Here is a 19730-nt window from a genome sequence, read left to right as displayed (position 1 = left end):
TCAGCCCCTTCTTTTGTTTTGCTGGCACAGGAAGCCCTTTGCTGCCCATGCCCCAATCTGTAGAATGGAAGACAGGTTATTACGATCTTGAGCGGGCGGTCAATGTACAGGTAAAAGGAGAAATATCAAATGCTAATAAACAGGTGCTGATCGTATTATTAGCGAATAGGAACATACAGAAGGTTGATTTTGACAATGCAAGGCAAGCTACTTTATCCATTCGCTGTGGTATGGAATTGCGTTTGCCCTCGGAATCTCTGGAAGCTTATCGAATTGTGGTTGATTCGAAGGGAATACAGATTGAGGCCAAAAGTAATGCCGGTATTTTTTATGCTTTACAAACCTTGCGTCAGCTGGGCGGTTATGGCAAGTTTCCCTATTGTTCGATTACCGATTATCCTTCTTTTCGTTGGCGGGGATACCTGGTGGACGTGGGGCGCAACTATCAAAGCCTAGCCATACTGAAGGAACAGATTGATATCATGGCTAAGTATAAATTGAATGTTTTTCATTTTCATTTTACCGAGGATATTGCTTGGCGACTGATCAGTAAAAAATATCCAGGTTTAACGGATTCATCGAATATGGAGCGCTGGAAAGGGAAATATTATACTGTCGAAGATATGAAGGAGTTGATTGAGTATTGTCATGATCGGCATATCCAGCTCGTACCTGAGATTGATATGCCGGGACACTCGGCGGCTTTTCGTCGTTATTTCAAAACAGATATGCAAAACGATAGTGGTACTGCAATAATCAAAGAGCTCGTCGGGGAATTTGCGACGACCTATCCAGGATTACCTTATCTGCATATCGGTGGCGATGAAGTGAAGATTCATAATCAGCGATTTTTGCCGGAAATGACCAGATGGATAGAACAGCTTGGAATGAAGACTATTGGTTGGGATCCAGGTGGTAATCTACAGCCACAGACAATACGTCAGCTTTGGATGGGTGGACCTCAGTCGATTACAAACGATTATCCTTTTGAGGTGATTGATTCGAAGCATTTGTATCTCAATCACATGGATCCATTGGAAACTGTAACAACACTGTTTTATAGACAGTTGGGGGACAGCCGAGCGAAAATAGGAAGTTGCTTGGAGCGACATTATGTGCATGGCCAGATCGCGCTGTAAGTGATGAACGTGATGTATTTCATCAAAATGCTATTTATCCGGCCTTGCTTGTTTTCGCGGAACGCAGTTGGAGAGGTGGTGGAGAATTTGAATGGCGTAGTAATATCAGAACCGATGCGCGGGGACTTGCCGAATTTGCTGAATTTGAGGAACGTTTGCTTCAACATAAACAGCTGTATTTTAAAATTTTATTTTCCCCTATTATCGGCAGAGTAAGCAAACATGGGCATTGTATGGGCCTTTTGAAAATAAGGGAAATCTGGATATGTCTTTATATAAGGAGCAGGAGGGGAAGTTTCAAGAAGCTCAGCAGATTGGTGTGTTTTATGGTGGAACGATTGTATTGCGACATTGGTGGGCGGATGTGGTTCAGGGGCAATTGATCGCCCGCTTAAAAATACCACCATTTATGCAGTAAGCAAGATCTGGAGTGATCAACCGGGATACAAAAACTTCTGGATTGGCTTCAATGATCTCTCGCGTTCCTATGCAAGCGATTCGCCACATTTGGGAACCTGGGACAATAGAATGAGCAAACTTTGGGTGAATGGGAGTGAAGTGCTCCCTTCGCACTGGCAACATGCTGGTCAAAAAGGAGATCTTGAAATTCCGCTGTTTGATGAAGGATATAGTTATCGTATTCCTTCCCAAGTAAAATTACGGCAAGGGTGGAATACAATTGTGGTAAAACTTCCTGTTGGAGAGTTAAAAGGGACGGATTGGCAAAATCCATTGAAATGGATGTTTACCTGTCTTCCTATTGACAATGAAAGATAGTCAAAACTATCTTTTCGGAAAAATGGAACAAATTAAAATGTATTATAATTAACAAAAATAGATATGAGGAAATTAGGTATTACAGCCGCATTAGTCCTATTGTTTGGAATCAGCCGTGCGCAGGAAGTCAATGTATTTGTTGCTGGCGAAGATGGTTATAAAAGCTATCGCATACCGGCAATAGTAAAGGATAAAACTGGACAATTGATTGCTTTTGCCGAGGGCAGGGTGGATCATGCGGGCGATTTCGGTAATGTCGATATCGTTTATAAAGTCAGTAGGGATAATGGTAAAACTTGGGGTCTCTTGCATGTCGCTGTTGATAACGATAATTTGCAGGTCGGCAATCCCGCTCCTGTAGTTGACTTATTGGATCCGGCATACCCAAAAGGACGTTTATTGCTTTTTTACAATACAGGTAATAATCACGAAGGCGAGGTTCGTAAAGGCAATGGTATACGTGAATGTTGGTCAATTAGTTCAACAGATGGTGGTAAAACCTGGTCCGATCCAAAAAATATTACGCTTGAGACCCATCGCCCCAATCAACCTGCGGTAAATGCATCATATACCTTCAAACAGGACTGGCGAACCTATGCGAATACACCTGGGCATGCTTTGCAGTTTGATTCCGGTAAATATAAAGGACGTATCTATATTCCTGCAAATCATTCCGAAGGAGATCCCAAAGAAAATGGTCGGGATTATTTTGCGCACTCCTATTACTCGGATGATCATGGAAAAACGTTCCAAATAGGGGCGAGTGTCAAATTTGAAGGATCAAACGAAACTATGGCAGCTCAGATCTCTGAAACAGGATTGTATATGAATTCCCGTAATCAGCAAGGCAATGTGAGAGAGCGAATCGTATCCTATTCGAACGATGGCGGAGTAACCTGGGATACGACCTATTATGATAAAAACCTTCCTGATCCCGTTAATCAGGGGTCTGTGCTCTCTTGGCAAAGGAAAGGAGAATATGTGTTAGCTGTTTGCAACGCTGCAACCACAGATAGAAGAGATAATTTAACGCTTCGATTAAGCAAGGATCAGGGAAAAACCTGGTATTTCAATCATGTGGTTTCAAAAGCTCCTGCGGATGTAAAAGGGGATTATACAGCCTATTCCGATTTGGTGCTTTTAAATAAAAATAGAATTGGTGTTTTATTCGAAAAGGAGAATTATCGAAAGATTGTATTTGTGCCGGTCCAACTGAAATAAGTGTAATTATATAACAAAATACAGCGTATTTGATTTTTATGCTGCAAAATCTGGATGTAACTTGATTAAAGAATAAACTTTTGGTTTAATGATGACAGCTTACTATTAGTGTAATAAACGATAATATATAGCTATAAAAAAACACCTGAAGTGGGGAACCTCAGGTGTTTAACCTAACCAATTATTAACCTAAATTTATGAAAAGTATACTTTTTAAAGTATAGAAAGTTATATTCAATATTCATGCCATTTTGTGTTCCGACCCACTGTTGTTTTTCTTTTGTGTTATTTTTGTTACTCAAATAGTGCTAACGATTTGTTTTGAGAATATTTATAAATTATAATTTGTGGTTTGGTGATAATTAATAAATTATTTTGGTTTACCTCCGTAAATCAGCTGTAAATAAAACTCCTGTGAAACAGCAGCGGAATATTTTAGAAAGAAGGGTTTATAAAGAGTTGAGAACTTCATACTAAAATAAATCCCTGTTTAATACAAACAAGGATGGTTAGATTGGTTAGAAATATAATCGAAACAATTCGTTCCATTCGGCATCTAGACTGCCTGCATATACTGCCTGTCGGGCTCGATTATACCAATAGCGGGCATTCCAGGGGTCTCCTTCCTTGCGGTGAAGGTAAGCATGTACGTGAGCGGCTTCAACACCATCTAACTGATCGATGAGGTCGTGTGCGGTTTTCCAATCCCCTTTTGTCATACCACAATGATTTTTGTACAGCAGACCAGTGATGAATAGGACTGTCTAATAATTGAAATTCTTCTATTGTCATTTTGTTAATTCTTTGCTCCAGATTTCATAAATATCATCTCCTTTAGAGCTTTTTCCACTGTGATGCCATTTGTTATCTTCCAGCTTTCCATTAAAATTCAGTTCTTGCCCCACCTTATTATTGTCTCTTGAAAAGAATAGTATTGTCTCTGTGTAACGATTGTTTTTGTAGCTGTAACGTCCGCCACCGGTTCCATAAAATCCTTTTTGGGCCGGATTAATGGCAATCCATTGGAAGTATCCGTCGACCAGAATCTTGATTGTTTTGCGATCTGCTTTTGGAATCTCGTGCATCTTTGCATCTTGTTGTCTCCCCGTAATTCTCCACAGTGCATCTAGATCTTGGGCGATGGTTTTCTGCTTGACAAAGATCTTGCTGGAATCGGGCAACTTTATCTGGATGTTACCTTTTTCCTTTTTAACATACAAGCTGGTTGATTTACCGATATCGGTACTGTCTTTCGTGTCATATTCGATAGCTACATTGATCGTGTTGTCTTGCTGCTGGATTGCGCCGCCCCAAGTATAACCAAAATGCTTATTGGTATCATCATATTGTATGAAAGAAAGGTAGTGATCCTTGATCAAAATTAGGTTTTTGGTGGTTCCTGCCGTGGAAATATATGCGCCATCAGCAAGTTGTGCCTTAGCTTGGAAATGTACAGCTACAAGCGATAAGCACAATAGTAAAATACAGTTTCTCATAACAAATCAAAGCATGTTGTCTTTTAAAGATACAAAATAAAAATGTTGAATAGTGTACTGGGATTGCTGACTCATAAAAAGGCTGATTCTTTAAAAGGAATCAGCCTTTTTAGCGGAATATATAATTTATTTGAATTTACTCGCTAATGCGGCAAGCTTACTAGCCATATCGGTTTGCGGTTCTGGCTGTCTTTTGCCTTCATTTTTCTTATTCTTTGGAAGAACAGGTTTTTCATCTGTTTTCATCGATAAAGCAATACGGTTACGTTTCTCATCCACCTCTGTAACCGTGACTGTAACATGTTGTTGTACTTTGACCACCTCATGTGGGTCGGAGATATAACGGTTGGACAGTTGGCTCAGGTGTACTAAGCCATCTTGATGTACGCCAATATCAACGAAAGCACCAAAGTTGGTAATGTTGGTCACGATGCCGGGAAGTTTCATGCCAATACGTAAATCGCCAATGCTATTGACACCGTCAGTGAATGAAAAGGCTTCAAACTTTTCCCTTGGATCAAGACCAGGTTTGGCTAGTTCATTAAGAATATCATTTAAGGTTGGTAGGCCCACTTCCGCAGAGATATAGTTTTTCAAGGGAATGGACTTTCTTAATTCAGCATCTTTAAGTAAGTCTTCTACTTTTTTACCCAGGTCTTTTGCCATTTGCTCAACCAGTGCATAACGCTCAGGGTGTACAGCAGAAGAATCCAATGGGTTGGCAGCATGTCTTATCCGAAGGAAACCTGCAGCTTGTTCATAGGCTTTGTCACCAAGACGAGGGACTTTTTCAATTCTCGACGTGAGGAAAATGGACCGTTTTCATTTCTATATTTAATAATCTGCTGCGCTAGAGATGGCCCTAATCCAGAGACGTATGATAATATCTGTTTTGAGGCGGTATTCAGTTCCACACCTACCGCATTTACACAGCTGATGACGGTATCGTCCAACGATGTCTGTAGCTTATTTTGGTCTACATCATGTTGATATTGGCCGACACCGATAGATTTTGGATCAATTTTAACCAACTCGGCCAATGGATCCATTAATCTTCTTCCGATCGATACTGCACCACGTACGGTGATATCATGGTCCGGAAACTCTTCACGTGCAGTCTCTGATGCAGAATAGATTGAAGCACCACTTTCATTGACCATAACAATGGTCACATTGTTGAGGCCTAGTTTTTTTATAAAATCTTCAGTTTCACGTCCTGCCGTTCCATTACCGATCGCAATGGCCTGAATATCGTGTTTGGATACAAGATAGTTGATTGTCTTTTGTGCTTCGGCAAGTCCATTTGCGCCATTGTGTGGAAAAATAGCCGTGTTTTCTTTTAGCTGGCCTTGTTCGTCCAATACAACAGTTTTACATCCAGTTCGGAAACCGGGGTCTATTGCAAGTAATCTTTTTTGTCCCAATGGTGCTGCTAAAAGTAATTGACGAACATTGTCTGCAAAAACCTTGATTGCCTCTTCATCCGCTTTTTGACGGGTCAATACACGGATTTCTGTCTCCATAGAAGGTTTCAATAATCGCTTATAGCTATCTGTCAATGCCAATTTTACTTGTGCGGCAGCATCGTTGGATCCTTTTATATAAAGTGATTCAATGGTCGGAAGGATATTTTCTTCATTGATGTCGATATCCAGATAAAGTAATTCTTCTTTTTCGCCACGACGCATCGCCAAAACGCGGTGTGAAGGGGCATCTTTTAGCGATTCGGACCACTCGTAATAATCTTTATATTTGATAGCCGCTTCTTCTTTTCCCGGAACCACTCTGGATACGAATTCAGCCTTTTCTAGGAATATCGCTCTTGATTTGGATCGTACTGTCGCGTCTTCGGCAATGATTTCAGCAATGATGTCTCTTGCTCCGGCTAGTGCTTCGTCGCTATTGTTTACTCCTTTTTCTGCATCTATTAACGAACTTGCAAGTTCCAGATAATCTGTTTTTTCCTGCGCTAAAGAAGATCTGCCAGTGGCTGAAGTCCTTTTCGCGAGCGACACTGGCTCTTGTTTTACGTTTGGGTTTGTAAGGCAGGTAGATGTCTTCCAGATTCGCCATCGTCTCGGCTGTCATGACCTGTTGTTCAAGTTCAGGTGTCAATTTACCCTGATCAACGATGGATTTTAAAACAGCTTCTTTACGTTTATCCAGATCCTTCAGTTGTTGGGAACGATCTCTGATGTTCGTAATCTGAACCTCATCCAGACTTCCTGTCATTTCTTTCCGATAGCGGGAGATAAATGGAACAGTAGCGCCTTCTTCTAATAGTTGAATTGTCGTGCGAACCTGTTTTTCGCTTATGGATAGCTCGTTAGCAATAGTAATTTCGTGTGATAATAAGCTCATTGTAGATTTTACTTTAAAAGGAAAGCTGTTGAATAACCATTCAACAGCTCTATGAAATATCTGATTGTAAATTAATGCAATGGAGTTACGCAGGTTTGTTTGTGTTTTCCTCTTGTTCTGTAGGTTTCTTTTCTTCTCCTTCGTTGTTTTTGGCCTCAGCAAAGTGGTCATTGTATCCGTAAGTGATATGAGAAGGTTCCTCTCCGTAATCTAATTGCTTATGTGGATTGTGTTCCACGACTCCCGCAGGAGTTGTAAATTCATATTTTTTCTTCGCTGGTTCAGACTCTGAGCTTTCAGCAGTTTCTACTGACTGGGATTCTTGCTCAGCTTTGGCTTGTTCTTCCGCAACTTTTACATCGCTAGGGACGGTTTCCTCTTTGACTTCTGTCTTAACGTCTATGTCTTTTTCAAAATTATTGATCTGATCTGAAATCTCACGCTTGATGCCTTCGGATGCATCTTTGAATTCTCGTATCCCTCTTCCTAAACCTCTAGCCAATTCAGGAAGCTTCTTGCCACCAAAAAGTAACAAGATCGCAAACACGATTAAAATCATCTCCTGTGTTCCGATATTTAGAAATGTTATTACTGGATTGTACATACTCTTTTCCTCTTCTTTTGATTACTAACTAGATGCTAAGTTACACTTATATTTCTATAGTTCTTAGACTAACAGGTAAATTTAAGATAATTTTAAGGTATTTGAAACATAAAAATTACTTAACAAAGGAGCTGTATTTGGTGAGTAAATTTTGTTATATTTTTGCTAAATATTTTTTAATATGACGATAGAGCGGAAATATCTTTGTATTTTTGTGCCTATTTTTTTGAGGAATTGATTATGTTGGGAAAATTTAAAACATTCAAGCCGTATTACAAAAGCACGATCGTATTGGCCGGTCCGGTGGTCATTTCGCAATTGGGACATACATTGGTACATACCGCGGACAGCGTTATAGTCGGCCATTTTGCCGGGACGATTCCATTGGCCGCAGTATCCTTGGTGAACGCTGTCTTTATGATCGTTATGGTAGTCGGATTGGGAATTGCCTATGGGATTACACCATTGATCGCACAGGAAAATGGTCGCGATAATAAGGAGGAGTGCGCTGTATTATTATCAAATAGCTTTTGGTTGAATATCATTACTGGTATATTGTTGTTCTGTTTGGTCTATTTTGGTTCTATGCTCGCAATTGATCATCTGAATCAGGATCCGGCTGTTGTAAAGGAGGCGAAACCTTATTTATTGATTTTAAGTCTTTCTATGTTACCCCTGATGGTATTCAGTACATTTAAGCAATTTGCCGAAGGTCTGGGTTTTACCAAGCAAGCGATGAATGTAACCATCTGGGGAAACGTACTCAATATTATATTGGCAGTCATCTTTGTCAAGGGTATGTTCGGAATTACGCCGATGGGTGTAAAAGGGGTCGGCTATAGCACGCTGATTGACCGTATCTTGATGATGGCGGTGATGATGACCTATGTGTTGCGATCGCAAAAGTTTAAGGGCTATATACAACATTTTAAAATTACAGTAATAGACAAGGTAAGACTAGGGAAAATATTGCGCATCGGTGCACCTGTTGCAATGCAATATGTTTTTGAAATTGGTGCGTTTGCCGGAGCGTCTCTACTGGCTGGGACGATCAGCGCTACTGCACAAGCTTCCCATCAGGTAGCAATCCAGTTAGCTGCAATGACCTATATGATGGCTAGTGGTATTGCTGCTGCTGCAACAATTAAAGTGGGCAATAGCTATGGAAATAGAAACCTGTTCCGTTTGGAGCGCTTTGCCATAACTTCTTATCAGTTGGTTTTGATCTTTATGTTGATTACGGCGTCATTGTTTGCGATTTTCAATAATTATCTGCCTTATATTTTTACGTCTGATAAGGCGGTGGTTGTTATCGCTGCTCAATTGCTGATCATCGCTGGTCTTTTCCAGTTATTTGATGGTACTCAGGTCGTGGGACTAGGCGTTTTGAGAGGTATGGGTGATGTGAATATCCCTACGATCATTACTTTTATTGCTTATTGGATTATCGGACTGCCAAGTGGTTATGTGATGGGAATACTTTTTGACTGGGGTATTGAAGGGATCTGGTACGGCTTGACCCTTGGTTTATTGACTTCATCGGTATTGCTCTATTTGCGGTTCCAATTAGTGATCAAGAGAAAGAAGCTTCAATTTGAAAATAGCATATTATAAAAGCTGCCGGAAGATAAACACGCCTTAATATAGCTGAAAGTATATTCCTGTGAGAATATATATGGAGTTAAATAAAAAGTGGCTGTCCAAAAGGACAGCCACTTTTTATAGCTTGTTGCCGTTAAATTTCTCTGTTGCTATCCCAGTTTTCGAGATAGTCTGCAACCCGTTTCAGGAATGTGCCGCCTAGGGCGCCATCTATTGCACGGTGATCGTAGGATAGGGACAGATACATCATATGTCGAATTCCGATCATATCACCGTATTCTGTTTCGATTACCGCGGGTTTCTTTGTTATTGTACCGACTGCCAATATCGCCGCTTGGGGCTGATTGATAATAGGTGTTCCCATAATATTACCAAAAGCACCAATGTTGGTAAATGTGAATGTCCCATCTTGTGTATCATCGGGTTTTAATTTATTTGCCCGTGAACGCTGTGCAAGGTCGTTCACTGATTTGCTTAGCCCTACTAGACTCAACTGATCAGCATTCTTTATTACCGGTACGATGAGATTGCCATTTGGCAGCGCTGCAGCCATACCGATATTGATATTTTTCTTTTTAATGATATTATAACCATCGATTGATATATTAACCAAAGGAAAGTCTTTTAAAGCCTTGGTAATGGCTTCTATAAATAGTGGTGTGAACGTAATATTTTCTCCCTCACGTTTCTTATACGCATCTTTTACTTTATTGCGCCATAGGACTAGGTTGGTTACATCTGCTTCCACAAAAGAACAAACATGTGGGGATACTTGGACACTCTTGACCATATGATCGGAAATCAAGCGTCGCATACGATCCATTTCGATAATTTCGTCGCTACCATTTACAACGGTGTGGACTGTTGGAGTTGGTGTAACTTGAGCCGGTTCATTTTTGATCAGAGGGGCATTTGTTGGTTTCGCATGATCTGTGTTTTGCTGCGTGCCTCTATTGGCTACGTACAACAGAATATCCTCTTTCGTAACTCTACCCTCGACTCCTGTACCTTGTATACGATCAAGCTCCTCCTGAGATAATCCCTCATGACGCGCGATGTTTTTTACTAGCGGCGAATAAAAAGCGGACACCTTGTTCGTAATGTTTATTTGTTGTTTCTTCGACCGGATTACCCAATTGCGCTATACCTGGTATTTCCAAATTGGTCGTTTCGCTTGAAAATGCAGGTTGATCGACTATGCTCTCCGGCGACTGAACAGTAGGTTCACTTGTTTCGGTATCTCCTTCTATTTCTATAATTGCAACAACATCACCAACCTGAACGATTTGGTCTGCAGTATAAAGTTGTTCCTTCAAAACTCCCCTAACAGGAGAAGGTACCTCTGAATCAACTTTATCCGTTGCGATTTCCAATAAAGTGTCATCTTCTTCAATCAAGTCACCAGGTTGTTTCAGCCATTTGGTAATTGTTGCCTCCGATACACTTTCTCCCATTTTTGGAAGTAAGAGTTTATATAAAGCCATATTTTTTAGCAATCTCGTTATAGAAAAACGAAGTTAATTAAATTGTGGTTTACTTTCAACAATTTGAAATATTATTCCTTAAAAACGATTTTATTAAAATTTTATTTTAAGTTACTCGAATTTTGACCCTTCTTCTTTTACCAGTAGTTTCCAGAGCAGGAGAAGGGCATTCATGCGCGTACGTTCGATGTTTATGCGCCTATCGTTGTTGAATTGAAATTTCTTTGTGATCACTTCTTTTTTCCCGCTACCGCCACCCAGACTGTCCCTACAGGTTTCTCAACAGAACCGCCGCCCGGACCCGCTATCCCTGTTGTCGCAATGGCATAGTCCGTGTTGAATTTTGCTTTTGCGCCTGCAGCCATTTTCTACAGCCGTCTGCTCACTGACAGCGCCAAATTGCTCCAAAGTTGTTTCATGGACGTTTAGCAATTGCTGTTTTAGTCTATTGGAGTAGGGGATTGTTCCTCCGACGAAGATTTCGCTACTTCCGGGATTTGCTGTTAATGAAGCCGCCAGACTTCCGCCTGTACAGCTTTCAGCTGTAGTCAAGGTCAGTCGCTGTTGAGTAAATTGCTTAATTAAATATGCTTCAATAGTGGTGTCGTAATCCGCAATTACATAATTTTTAAGCGATTCAAAAGTTTACTCTTAAAGAGCTTTACTTCTTGAATAATATCCGATTTGTTTCTGCTTTTTCCGGAAAGCCGGAGACGAATAAAAGCTAATGTGGGTAAATAAGCCAATTTAATAGTTGAAGGAAGTTCTTCTTCAATATCCTTTATTTCTTCAGCAAGATAAGACTCTCCGATACCGCCTACAAGTATGGTTTCGTGATGGATGAAGATATCTTTATTTTGTTGTTCAATCAAGGGAAGACACGCTGTTCCATGAGATGTTTCATTTCAAATGGTACACCGGGCATAAAAATATAGTGTTTTTGTGCCTCAGAAACCAACATACCTGGTGCTGTACCATAATCGTTGAATAATATTTCACAGTTTGCAAAAACATCTGCTTGCTGTCGATTAATCTCTAGCATTTCCATATTGCGGACTCAAAGAAACTTGTTACATGTTGGAGTACTTTTTCGTCACGGATTAATGTTGTGCCAAAATATTTTGCTGCAGTTTTTTCGTAACATCGTCTTTAGTTGGACCAAGCCCCCAGTAATTAAAATCAAATCGGCTCTTGTGGATGCGCTTTTTAATGTGTTGAAAATAGCTTCCTCCGTGTCGGGAATGGATGTCATCTGGACAACATCTATCTCGAATTTTCCCAATTGTTGTGCAATCCAGCTGGAGTTGGTATCGATAATCTGACCTATCAGAATCTCATCTCCGATCGTAATAATTTCTGCTTTCATAGTATAAACTTACATAAAATTATGGATCAACTATACGCTAAAATTGTTTTGATTAAAAGAATTTAAAGATGGTCCTTTTGGCGTAGTAACTGGGTTTGAATTTTTGGGTTTATACTGGATTAATTGCATAAAAAAAGCGGTTATTTTAAAAATAACCGCCTCCAGAACTTGCTCTTTTGTCAATTTGAGATCTTGCAATATGGATGCCTTCGCTCGAATGGTGACATTATAACTTCGATATCGTCCAAATGGCATCCACCCAAAGGACATATCCCAACAGTGTAAATCTCGATAGATATTGAAGGAAGTCATGACAACTTCTTTTTGTTTGAAATCGTACCCGGATTGAAATGTTACTTTCCATTTCGGTGTAACACTAAAGTCACCATGTAAATTCAGTGTACTCGTAATCTGATTGTCCATGCGTCGTGTACTCGTATTAAAGAACTTGGACATATTAAAACTGAACGAAGCCGCTAGGTTCCAGGGAATATTAAAGTCTACAAAAGCATTGGGGTCGGAACTGATTCGGGCCAAAGCCTGTGCCTGCTCTGGGGTCATTCCAGCATTGGACATTTGCTTTCTCAGTGAATCGATGTTGTCACCACGTGATTTGGCCGCTTTCGGATTTAGACTATAGTCAAAGGATAAACCGAAATTTGTCAGACGGGCCAAACTTCCATCTTTGATCGCATATCTATTAATACGCACACCATTATTGTCGATGGAGTAGGGGTCAAATGTACCATTGAAGTTGACATTCATCTTCTGGTCGAAAAATGCTGTCCGACCGGAGAAAGTGATCGGAGATAGTTTTAATGAATCGGCAACAAAATTGTAATTTCCACTAAAAGTCAAGCCTTGGAGAATTGGTATCTTTTTGAAACCACCATCGGTGGTGTCAGATTTGCTCTTTACCTTGGCCTCAATATTGTTGTCAATTGAGAAGCCTATACCCGCAGATTTTCCGGCAGAAGGTGAACCATATACTCCTGTGCAAAGATGGAGTATACGTTACGATTGCCATATTGATCATTATATTGTTGATAGAATCCATAACGTGGATCTGAGAAATCTGGTCTGTAGTTAAAATTGATAGACGGTGTGACCACGTGTCTGATCGCTTCGATCTTTCCGATCTTTGGATACATACCGTATATCTTGGTCGAAAGACCAGTAGATACAGAGTAATCGTAAGCACGATTAAATCCCTGTAGCGTATCAAGGCGTTGTTTATACCCCGCAGGTGTGTTGTCGATCCGTTGTCTGGTACTTTGGAAATACCAACGTTCGGTGTAGTTTACACTGGTATTGAATTGAAAGTATTTAAAAGCATTAAGTGATAAGCTGATCGGAATATTATGTTGGAAACCATTCTGGAATCTTTTGAAACCTCCGGAACTAAACAACAAGCTGTCTTTGGTATTGACGGTATTCTGTGCCTGAAGACTATAACCAACATTGATCCGTTGATACCATTTTTGTTCACCTACCCGGTCTTTGCTGTCAAAGGGATTGAATGAAGAAACGTTTAAACTGATATTTGGTAAACTTAACTGAATACTCCTGTCAGCCATATTCTGACTATGAGTTAAACTTGCTGTTAGATTTACTTTTCCATCGGCAAACACTTTTCCATAACTGATGGACGACCCCATTCTGTTACGAGCTAAATTCTCGTAATTATTTTGTGCACTACCTGTACCGGTGTTTTGGAAGAAAGATGTTGTACCAAAGTTTACACTAGCAGAAAAAGATGTTCCCGGGTTAGCTTCTTGACGTTGGGTATGATTCCAGGTTACATTGAAGTCTTTATTGGAACCGTAATCTTTTGTTCCTTCCACCCCTGTTTTCGTATTTGCATAACGTATATTAAATCCACCGTTAAATTTATAATTTACGGTATAACGTGTATTCATGGATACTTCCCATGAGCCTTTTGAATACAATGACCCCTAATTTCACTATCCCAGTAATCGTTGAAAGCCAGATACCAACCAATGTCACGCATGGAGAAACCTCGCGTATAATCTTCACCAAAAGATGGGAAAAGAAATCCTGATGCTCTTTTATCGGGTTTAGGGAAAAATGCAAAAGGGAAGGCTACAGGCATAGGGACACCCATCACCACTAAATAGGCAGGACCGGAAATGATCTGATTTTTGGTCACAATTCCTTTGGATATATGTATACCAAAATGGGTGTGTGGCTCCGGTAAATTACAAGTACTATAGAGTCCCTTGTAGATTGACATCTCATCATAGATATTCTTTCGGACGATATTGGCTTGGATAAAGCCTCCATCTACCTCGGTCATAATACCATAGGTATTACCTTCCTGCTTTTCGTAATCATAATAGAGGAATCTACCGTTTTAGGAGATTCGCCATTTCCCATAATAACAATAGGACGGCCTACATATTTGCCGCTTTTATCATAGATGCCTGATGCGAAAATCTTTTTTGATTGCGGTCGAGTCGGATGTAATCAGCTGAAAGTTCAAAATCTTGATATTTTACTTTTGCACCACGATATAAATGGCTAATATTCTTTGCTACTTCCGATTTTTGGGAATCGACTGCGATGATGCTGACTTCCGCCTGCAATCCATTGCCTTTTTTTCTTCGTGGTATCCTGTCCGGATTTAGTAGAATCAGCAGGTTTTATTTTTGTTGTATCCTGCAGTTTACTGGTCGCCGAGACAGGGTCCTTACTTTGAAGTCCGTTCTGTTTTAATGGAATATTGCTCTGAGCTAATGTTGAATTGCTCATTGCAAGAATGATAAATAGTGTTAAAATGTTGATTAACGACTTCAAAATTAAAGACAAATGTTATTTTTGTGAAATAATGTTAAACTTCGAAGGACAAAATTAGTCAAAAACAAATAGAAAATATGTTAAATATCGTTATCTATTAAAGAAATAATATTGACTCATTTTGTATCGTTTATAGTAGAGCAAATAAATATTCAATGAAATCAGATTTAAGAATTAGAAAATGGTGTAGCATTATGTTGGCTACTTTGGGATTTTTTTATTGAATTCTTTCAAATTAAACAACGGCCAACCCGAACCACCCGACTATCAGATTAAAACCATCGTTATTGATGCTGGGCATGGTGGAAAAGATACCGGTGCACAGGGCCGTCGATCCCTAGAAAAGAATGTAGCGTTGGACGTGGCGTTAAAGCTCGGCCGACAAATTCAAAAAGATATTCCTGGAGTTAAGATTATCTACACGCGGACTTCTGATGAATTTGTGGAATTGTATAAACGTATTCGTTTGGCGAATGCTAACAAAGCGGATTTATTTATTTCTATTCACTGTAATTCAGGTGGTTCTAGTGCCCATGGTACAGAAAGCTTGGTTTCCGGTTCGCATCGTTTAGGGCAACAGGATGCTGCTGTCCGTGAGAATGCATCGTTATTGCTCGAATCAAATTATAAAGAAAATTACCAGGGATTTGATCCTAAAGACCCTGAAAGTGCTATTATTTTTCATTGATGAAAAACAGATTCCGTGAAAAAAGTATTCGTTTGGCACAGATGATTGAGGGAGAGTACGTGAAAGCGGGAAGACATAGCCGTGGGTTCTGGGAAAAAGGATTAGCGGTATTAGCAGAGGCAGGAATGCCAGCTGTTTTGACAGAAATCGGATTTATCAGTAATAGGGAAGAGGAAAGCTATCTTTTATCGGATGAAGGGCAACAAGAAATTGTCAATAATTTGGTTTCGGCTTTAAAAATTTATAAAAATTCTGTTGAACGCTAAACAGATTTGCTTTTATGCTGTTTTAAAGTTATATTAATGATGCATTACAAAAAAATGATTTGTGAAAATATCAAATGAAACAAAAGTCGGCATATTAGCAACAGTTGCAATTGCTCTATTATTTATAGGGTATAGTTTTTTAAAGGAAACGACGTCTTCAGTAGTGATAATACATTTTATACCACTTACCATACAGTAGACGGGTTGACCGCTTCCAAGCCGGTTTTAGTTAACGGTTATCAGATAGGACGGGTGTCAAAAATGACCTTACAACCAGATGGCAAGATAAAAACGGAATTTAAAATCCATTCCCATTATAAAATCCCTAAGAATACTATCGCTCGGATTTCCAGTACAGATCTATTGGGTAGCAAGGCAATTGTTTTTGAGATGGGTAATAGCACAGAAATGGCCAAAGATGGTGATTTTCTAAATTCGGGTATCCAACCGAATATCATGGATAAAGTTGAACCCATCCAAAAGCGTATTGAAACAATTACCATCAAACTTGACTCTACATTGACTGTGGTGAATACGGTGCTAGATAAGCAATTTCAAGATGATTTTAAGAATAGTATTCATAGCATATCCACTTCACTGAAAAATGTTGAAGGAATCACCAAAGACGTGGAGGGGCTCGTGGGAAATGAAAAGGGAAGGCTAAATAGAATTATGGCCAATCTGGAATCGATCACATCCATTTCTCACAAAATGGTGAGAAAATCAACGCAATAATGGCTAATCTAAATAATATAACAGATAAAGCGGCACGATTGGATTTTGAACAAACCATGAACAAGGTAAATGCGACAATGTCCGATTTTCAAAATATTACGAGTAAGATCAATAGTGGTAAAGGATCAATTGGCTTATTGCTTAATGATGAGGAATTATACCGCAATCTGAATAATGCATCTAAAGAAATGGATAATCTGATGAAGGATGTCAAGGAGAAACCTGGTAAATATATTAAGCTTTCTATTTTTGGAAAAAAGGTGAGAAATAGACCTTTTGTACGTATCACAGATTTGTAACATAAAAAAGCCTGCAATTTGCAGGCTTTTTCTATATAAGGCTTCTTTGGATGCTGGAATTATGCTCCCATCAGAGTGGAAGTTACGTCGCACCTGAATAGCTCTCAAATACGCTACTATTGTCACCGACAAACTGTCCTGCGACTTTTTCCTTTTTCTGTTCAGAAGTTCTGCTTTACTGTTTTTGGGTTACGTTTTTCTATGGCTGTGCATCGTATTTTAGTCGGCTACAGGTAAGCGCTAACGGTGTTAAATATTCTTTTAAGGGGCATTGGGGCTATTTTATGAAATCACCTGGTGTATTTTTATCTAGGTTGTTTATCATTGCTGGTGCTTAACTTATGACCAAGTTGATACCATATCCAATATTAAAACTCTATTAACACTATTTTTATAGGGTACTAACAGAGGGTTAATAGGGATATACCCCTGTTAACCCCTGTTATACCCTTGTTAATACCCCGTAATCTCCCTTTTAATAGATAAGTAGGTGTTAATCAATAGTTAACTTGGTCCTTTGTTATCTGAAATAATCGAAAAAGATGGAATGAAATAGATTACAGCCCCTGCGGATGGTCAATTTGAAAGGGAAATCAATAATCCTGAATCCAGAAATATCGGGTTTACTTTATGGTCAGTCATTAAATCAAATTAACGCCACTCAATAAGTGGCGTTAATTTTCGCAATTGCAATATTTTACTAGCGATATTATCAGTAGTGTATATTATCTCACTATCTGATTTTACAGCGTTATTAGAGGGTTTCTTTAAGCCAAGTAAAGAATTCTCTTTGCCAGACCTGAGCATTGTGTCCTGACAGTACCCAGTGGTTTTCATCAGGAAGATAAACAAGTCTGCTCTTTATTTTTTCAACTGAGCAAGTTGAAAGGCTGCTAAACCTTGTCCAATAGGGACACGGTAATCTTTTCCGCCTTGAAAAATCAGAATAGGCGTATGCCAGTTATTTGCTTTCTCAATCGGATTAAATTGGGTATAAGATTTTTCATTTTTGCTATCCCAATAGGCACCGCCCAATTCATGATTGGCAAAGAACAATTCTTCCGTTGTACCATACCAACTTCTCATATCGAATAAGCCGTTATGTGCAATGAATGTTTTGAAACGATTTTGATGGACTCCGGCTAACTGGTAAACGGAATAACCACCATAACTTGCGCCAATTGCCGCTCTACGTGCTGTATCGACATATGTTTCTTTGGATATGTCGTCTATAGCGGATAAATAGTCTCTGATGGGTTGTCCGCCCCAATCTTGGGAAATTGCCTCATTCCATTTTACTCCCCAGCCGGGCATGCCTCTACGATTTGGTGCGATAACAATGTAACCTTGTGAAGCAATTAATTGCAGGTTCCAACGGAAAGAATAAAACTGCGTGAGCGCAGATTGTGGGCCACCTTCACAGTAGAGTATAGTTGGGTATTTTTTTGCAGGATCAAAATTTGGAGGATAAATTACCCATGAAAATAAATCAGCACCATCGGAGGCTTTTGTAATACGTCTTTCAATTTTGTTTTCCGCAATTGCTGCATACTTGTCGTCATTGACCTTTGTGACCGCTGTCAAAGATTTGTTTTTGAGATCAAAGCTAAAGACTTCGGTGGCGCGCGTGAATTTGGTCAAAGTAACAATCAGCTTATCTCCGGTTTGACCAACAATCCCCGTAATATCAAAGTCTCCTGTAGAAATTTGTTGGATCTTTGGAAGACTTTTTGACTTTATATTCGAAGGTACCTCTAATTCAAATAACTGCACAGTACCTTTGGTAGCAGCAGTAAAGTATATTTTGCGATTATCATTGCTCCAGATAAAACTATTGACTGTACCATCCCAGTGTGCTGTTAAATTTAATCGGATTGAACTGCTTTTATCAAATAGGATGATGTCATTTTTGTCGGACTCATAACCATCGGTTTTCATACTGAGCCAAGTTAAACTTTTACCATCTGGAGAATAACTTGGTGCAATGTCATAGCCATTCATGCCTTCGGTAAGATTGGTGGTTGTACCAGAAGATAATTCATAACGATAAATATCTGTATTGGTACTCACGGCATAATCTGTCCCGAATTTTTTCTTGCAAACATATAATATCGCCTTGCTGTCTGGAGACCAAATGAAATCTTCTGCACCACCGAAAGGTGCCTGCGGACTGTAGTAAGGTTGATCCTTCAGTAGATCAACGGGATCGCCTATCTTTCCATTGCTGTAGCTGGCAACAAAAGGGTGATTGAATTTTCCATCATTGAATGTATCCCAATGTCTATAATCTAAGTTGTCATAAATATAGGCATCCGATTTTGGCAATTCTGGGTATTTATCTGTGCTATGGTATTTTTGATTAATACAGATTGGCTAAAAAGAATATGTGTTCCATCGGGAGAAAATTTGACATTTTCCAAAGCCATCTCACCGGATGTCAGCTGAGTTGCCTCTCCTTTTGTCAGATTTTTTTCCACAAGTGGCCTTTCGATAGATAAATAACATCCCCATTTTGTTCGATCTGGACTACAGCTTCGCCTCCTTTCTGATCCGTAAATTGACCACCGGCACCATTGGCTAATGAGATCGTATAAAGATTCCTCTCACTCGTATTGCTTTCCGGGTTGTAATTAGAAACACCGTACAGCAATGTTTTGCCATCTGAAGAAAGTCCTTCAGCCGATACACGTCCGAGATCCCAAAGGGTGCTAGGGTTAATCGGCTGTGGTGTTTCAGTAACCATCTTAACATTGGATTTTCCACCTTTGCTTTCTTGCGCATTGCTGAGGTTGCATGCCATAATCGCTAATGTAAATATTGTAAGTTTTTTCATATATATAATGCTGAAAAATGTCCTCGCAAGTTACAGATTTTG

General features: G+C 39.5%; 22 protein-coding genes and 3 pseudogenes. 9 read left to right on the top strand and 16 right to left on the bottom strand.

What is annotated here, in order from left to right:
- Positions 1–47 precede the first annotated feature (47 nt).
- The 4 genes from KUH03_RS10575 to KUH03_RS10560 all read left to right on the top strand — a co-directional run bounded on the left by KUH03_RS10575 (position 48) and on the right by KUH03_RS10560 (position 3137).
- Positions 48–1139 (top strand): beta-N-acetylhexosaminidase, encoded by a 1092-nt coding sequence (locus KUH03_RS10575; RefSeq protein ID WP_257093153.1) that lies wholly within the window; start codon positions 48–50, stop codon positions 1137–1139.
- Between the two features lie 229 nt (positions 1140–1368).
- Positions 1369–1557, top strand: a complete 189-nt coding sequence (locus tag KUH03_RS10570; protein WP_257093151.1) for a hypothetical protein — start codon at positions 1369–1371, stop codon at positions 1555–1557.
- A complete protein-coding gene (locus tag KUH03_RS10565; RefSeq protein ID WP_257093149.1) occupies positions 1494–1916 on the top strand; it encodes a hypothetical protein in 423 nt (140 codons plus the stop codon). The genes KUH03_RS10570 and KUH03_RS10565 overlap by 64 nt, the downstream gene beginning before the upstream one ends.
- A 63-nt stretch (positions 1917–1979) precedes the next feature.
- A complete protein-coding gene (locus KUH03_RS10560; protein ID WP_257093147.1) occupies positions 1980–3137 on the top strand; it encodes an exo-alpha-sialidase in 1158 nt (385 codons plus the stop codon).
- Between the two features lie 518 nt (positions 3138–3655).
- Here the strand turns inward: KUH03_RS10560 and KUH03_RS10555 are convergent.
- The 4 genes and pseudogenes from KUH03_RS10555 to KUH03_RS45765 all read right to left on the bottom strand — a co-directional run bounded on the left by KUH03_RS10555 (position 3656) and on the right by KUH03_RS45765 (position 7598).
- Positions 3656–3856 (bottom strand): hypothetical protein, encoded by a 201-nt coding sequence (locus KUH03_RS10555; RefSeq protein WP_257093145.1) that lies wholly within the window; start codon positions 3854–3856, stop codon positions 3656–3658.
- Between the two features lie 69 nt (positions 3857–3925).
- Complete coding sequence (locus tag KUH03_RS10550) at positions 3926–4633, bottom strand: hypothetical protein (RefSeq protein WP_257093144.1); 708 nt, start codon at positions 4631–4633, stop codon at positions 3926–3928.
- Between the two features lie 126 nt (positions 4634–4759).
- Positions 4760–6994 (bottom strand): annotated as a pseudogene (locus KUH03_RS48480) (Tex family protein).
- Between the two features lie 85 nt (positions 6995–7079).
- A complete protein-coding gene (locus KUH03_RS45765; protein WP_120259556.1) occupies positions 7080–7598 on the bottom strand; it encodes a twin-arginine translocase TatA/TatE family subunit in 519 nt (172 codons plus the stop codon).
- Between the two features lie 240 nt (positions 7599–7838).
- Between KUH03_RS45765 and KUH03_RS10525 the strand changes: the two genes are divergently transcribed.
- Positions 7839–9212 (top strand): MATE family efflux transporter, encoded by a 1374-nt coding sequence (locus tag KUH03_RS10525; RefSeq protein ID WP_257093136.1) that lies wholly within the window; start codon positions 7839–7841, stop codon positions 9210–9212.
- 121 nt (positions 9213–9333) lie between these two features.
- On the opposite strand, the gene KUH03_RS10520 is transcribed toward KUH03_RS10525, so the two are convergent.
- From KUH03_RS10520 to KUH03_RS10505, 10 genes and pseudogenes are all read right to left on the bottom strand, one after another.
- The gene (locus KUH03_RS10520) at positions 9334–10290 is read right to left on the bottom strand and encodes a dihydrolipoamide acetyltransferase family protein (protein ID WP_373564691.1); all 957 of its coding nucleotides are present in this window, start codon (positions 10288–10290) and stop codon (positions 9334–9336) included.
- Positions 10244–10654, bottom strand: coding sequence for a biotin/lipoyl-containing protein (locus KUH03_RS48475; RefSeq protein WP_373564690.1), 411 nt, complete (start codon positions 10652–10654; stop codon positions 10244–10246). The genes KUH03_RS10520 and KUH03_RS48475 overlap by 47 nt, the downstream gene beginning before the upstream one ends.
- Before the next feature lie 141 nt (positions 10655–10795).
- The gene (locus tag KUH03_RS45760; protein WP_306429547.1) at positions 10796–10918 is read right to left on the bottom strand and encodes a hypothetical protein; all 123 of its coding nucleotides are present in this window, start codon (positions 10916–10918) and stop codon (positions 10796–10798) included.
- On the bottom strand, positions 10915–11049 hold the full coding sequence (locus tag KUH03_RS45755) for a CinA family protein (protein WP_306429546.1): 135 nt from the start codon (positions 11047–11049) through the stop codon (positions 10915–10917). The genes KUH03_RS45760 and KUH03_RS45755 overlap by 4 nt, the downstream gene beginning before the upstream one ends.
- Before the next feature lie 61 nt (positions 11050–11110).
- Positions 11111–11236: pseudogene (locus KUH03_RS45750) on the bottom strand (CinA family protein); the annotation flags it as partial.
- Between the two features lie 65 nt (positions 11237–11301).
- Positions 11302–11556 (bottom strand): hypothetical protein, encoded by a 255-nt coding sequence (locus tag KUH03_RS45745; RefSeq protein WP_306429545.1) that lies wholly within the window; start codon positions 11554–11556, stop codon positions 11302–11304.
- Positions 11553–11726 (bottom strand): hypothetical protein, encoded by a 174-nt coding sequence (locus KUH03_RS45740; RefSeq protein ID WP_306429544.1) that lies wholly within the window; start codon positions 11724–11726, stop codon positions 11553–11555. The genes KUH03_RS45745 and KUH03_RS45740 overlap by 4 nt, the downstream gene beginning before the upstream one ends.
- A gap of 51 nt (positions 11727–11777) precedes the next feature.
- Positions 11778–12050, bottom strand: coding sequence for a molybdopterin-binding protein (locus tag KUH03_RS45735; RefSeq protein WP_306429543.1), 273 nt, complete (start codon positions 12048–12050; stop codon positions 11778–11780).
- A gap of 30 nt (positions 12051–12080) precedes the next feature.
- A pseudogene (locus KUH03_RS10510) lies at positions 12081–14163 on the bottom strand (putative LPS assembly protein LptD).
- Between the two features lie 428 nt (positions 14164–14591).
- The gene (locus tag KUH03_RS10505) at positions 14592–14822 is read right to left on the bottom strand and encodes a hypothetical protein (protein ID WP_257093134.1); all 231 of its coding nucleotides are present in this window, start codon (positions 14820–14822) and stop codon (positions 14592–14594) included.
- A 265-nt stretch (positions 14823–15087) separates the two neighbouring features.
- On the opposite strand from KUH03_RS10505, the gene KUH03_RS45730 reads away from it, so the two are divergent.
- From KUH03_RS45730 to KUH03_RS45715, 4 genes are all read left to right on the top strand, one after another.
- Positions 15088–15555, top strand: coding sequence for an N-acetylmuramoyl-L-alanine amidase (locus KUH03_RS45730; protein ID WP_306429542.1), 468 nt, complete (start codon positions 15088–15090; stop codon positions 15553–15555).
- Complete coding sequence (locus KUH03_RS45725) at positions 15555–15821, top strand: N-acetylmuramoyl-L-alanine amidase (protein WP_306429541.1); 267 nt, start codon at positions 15555–15557, stop codon at positions 15819–15821. The genes KUH03_RS45730 and KUH03_RS45725 overlap by 1 nt, the downstream gene beginning before the upstream one ends.
- A 204-nt stretch (positions 15822–16025) precedes the next feature.
- A complete protein-coding gene (locus KUH03_RS45720; RefSeq protein ID WP_306429540.1) occupies positions 16026–16556 on the top strand; it encodes an MlaD family protein in 531 nt (176 codons plus the stop codon).
- On the top strand, positions 16556–16855 hold the full coding sequence (locus KUH03_RS45715; RefSeq protein WP_306429539.1) for a hypothetical protein: 300 nt from the start codon (positions 16556–16558) through the stop codon (positions 16853–16855). The genes KUH03_RS45720 and KUH03_RS45715 overlap by 1 nt, the downstream gene beginning before the upstream one ends.
- Positions 16856–17716: 861 nt before the next feature.
- Here the strand turns inward: KUH03_RS45715 and KUH03_RS10490 are convergent.
- The gene (locus KUH03_RS10490; RefSeq protein ID WP_257093133.1) at positions 17717–19180 is read right to left on the bottom strand and encodes a prolyl oligopeptidase family serine peptidase; all 1464 of its coding nucleotides are present in this window, start codon (positions 19178–19180) and stop codon (positions 17717–17719) included.
- 136 nt (positions 19181–19316) lie between these two features.
- Positions 19317–19688 (bottom strand): hypothetical protein, encoded by a 372-nt coding sequence (locus tag KUH03_RS10485; RefSeq protein WP_257093131.1) that lies wholly within the window; start codon positions 19686–19688, stop codon positions 19317–19319.
- Positions 19689–19730 lie beyond the last annotated feature (42 nt).

This window comes from Sphingobacterium sp. E70 (genome assembly GCF_019285695.1).
GTDB classification, from domain to species: Bacteria; Bacteroidota; Bacteroidia; order Sphingobacteriales; family Sphingobacteriaceae; genus Sphingobacterium; species Sphingobacterium detergens.
The sequence above is the reverse complement of the archived record's forward strand: the minus strand, read 5'-3'. Positions and strand labels throughout refer to the sequence as shown.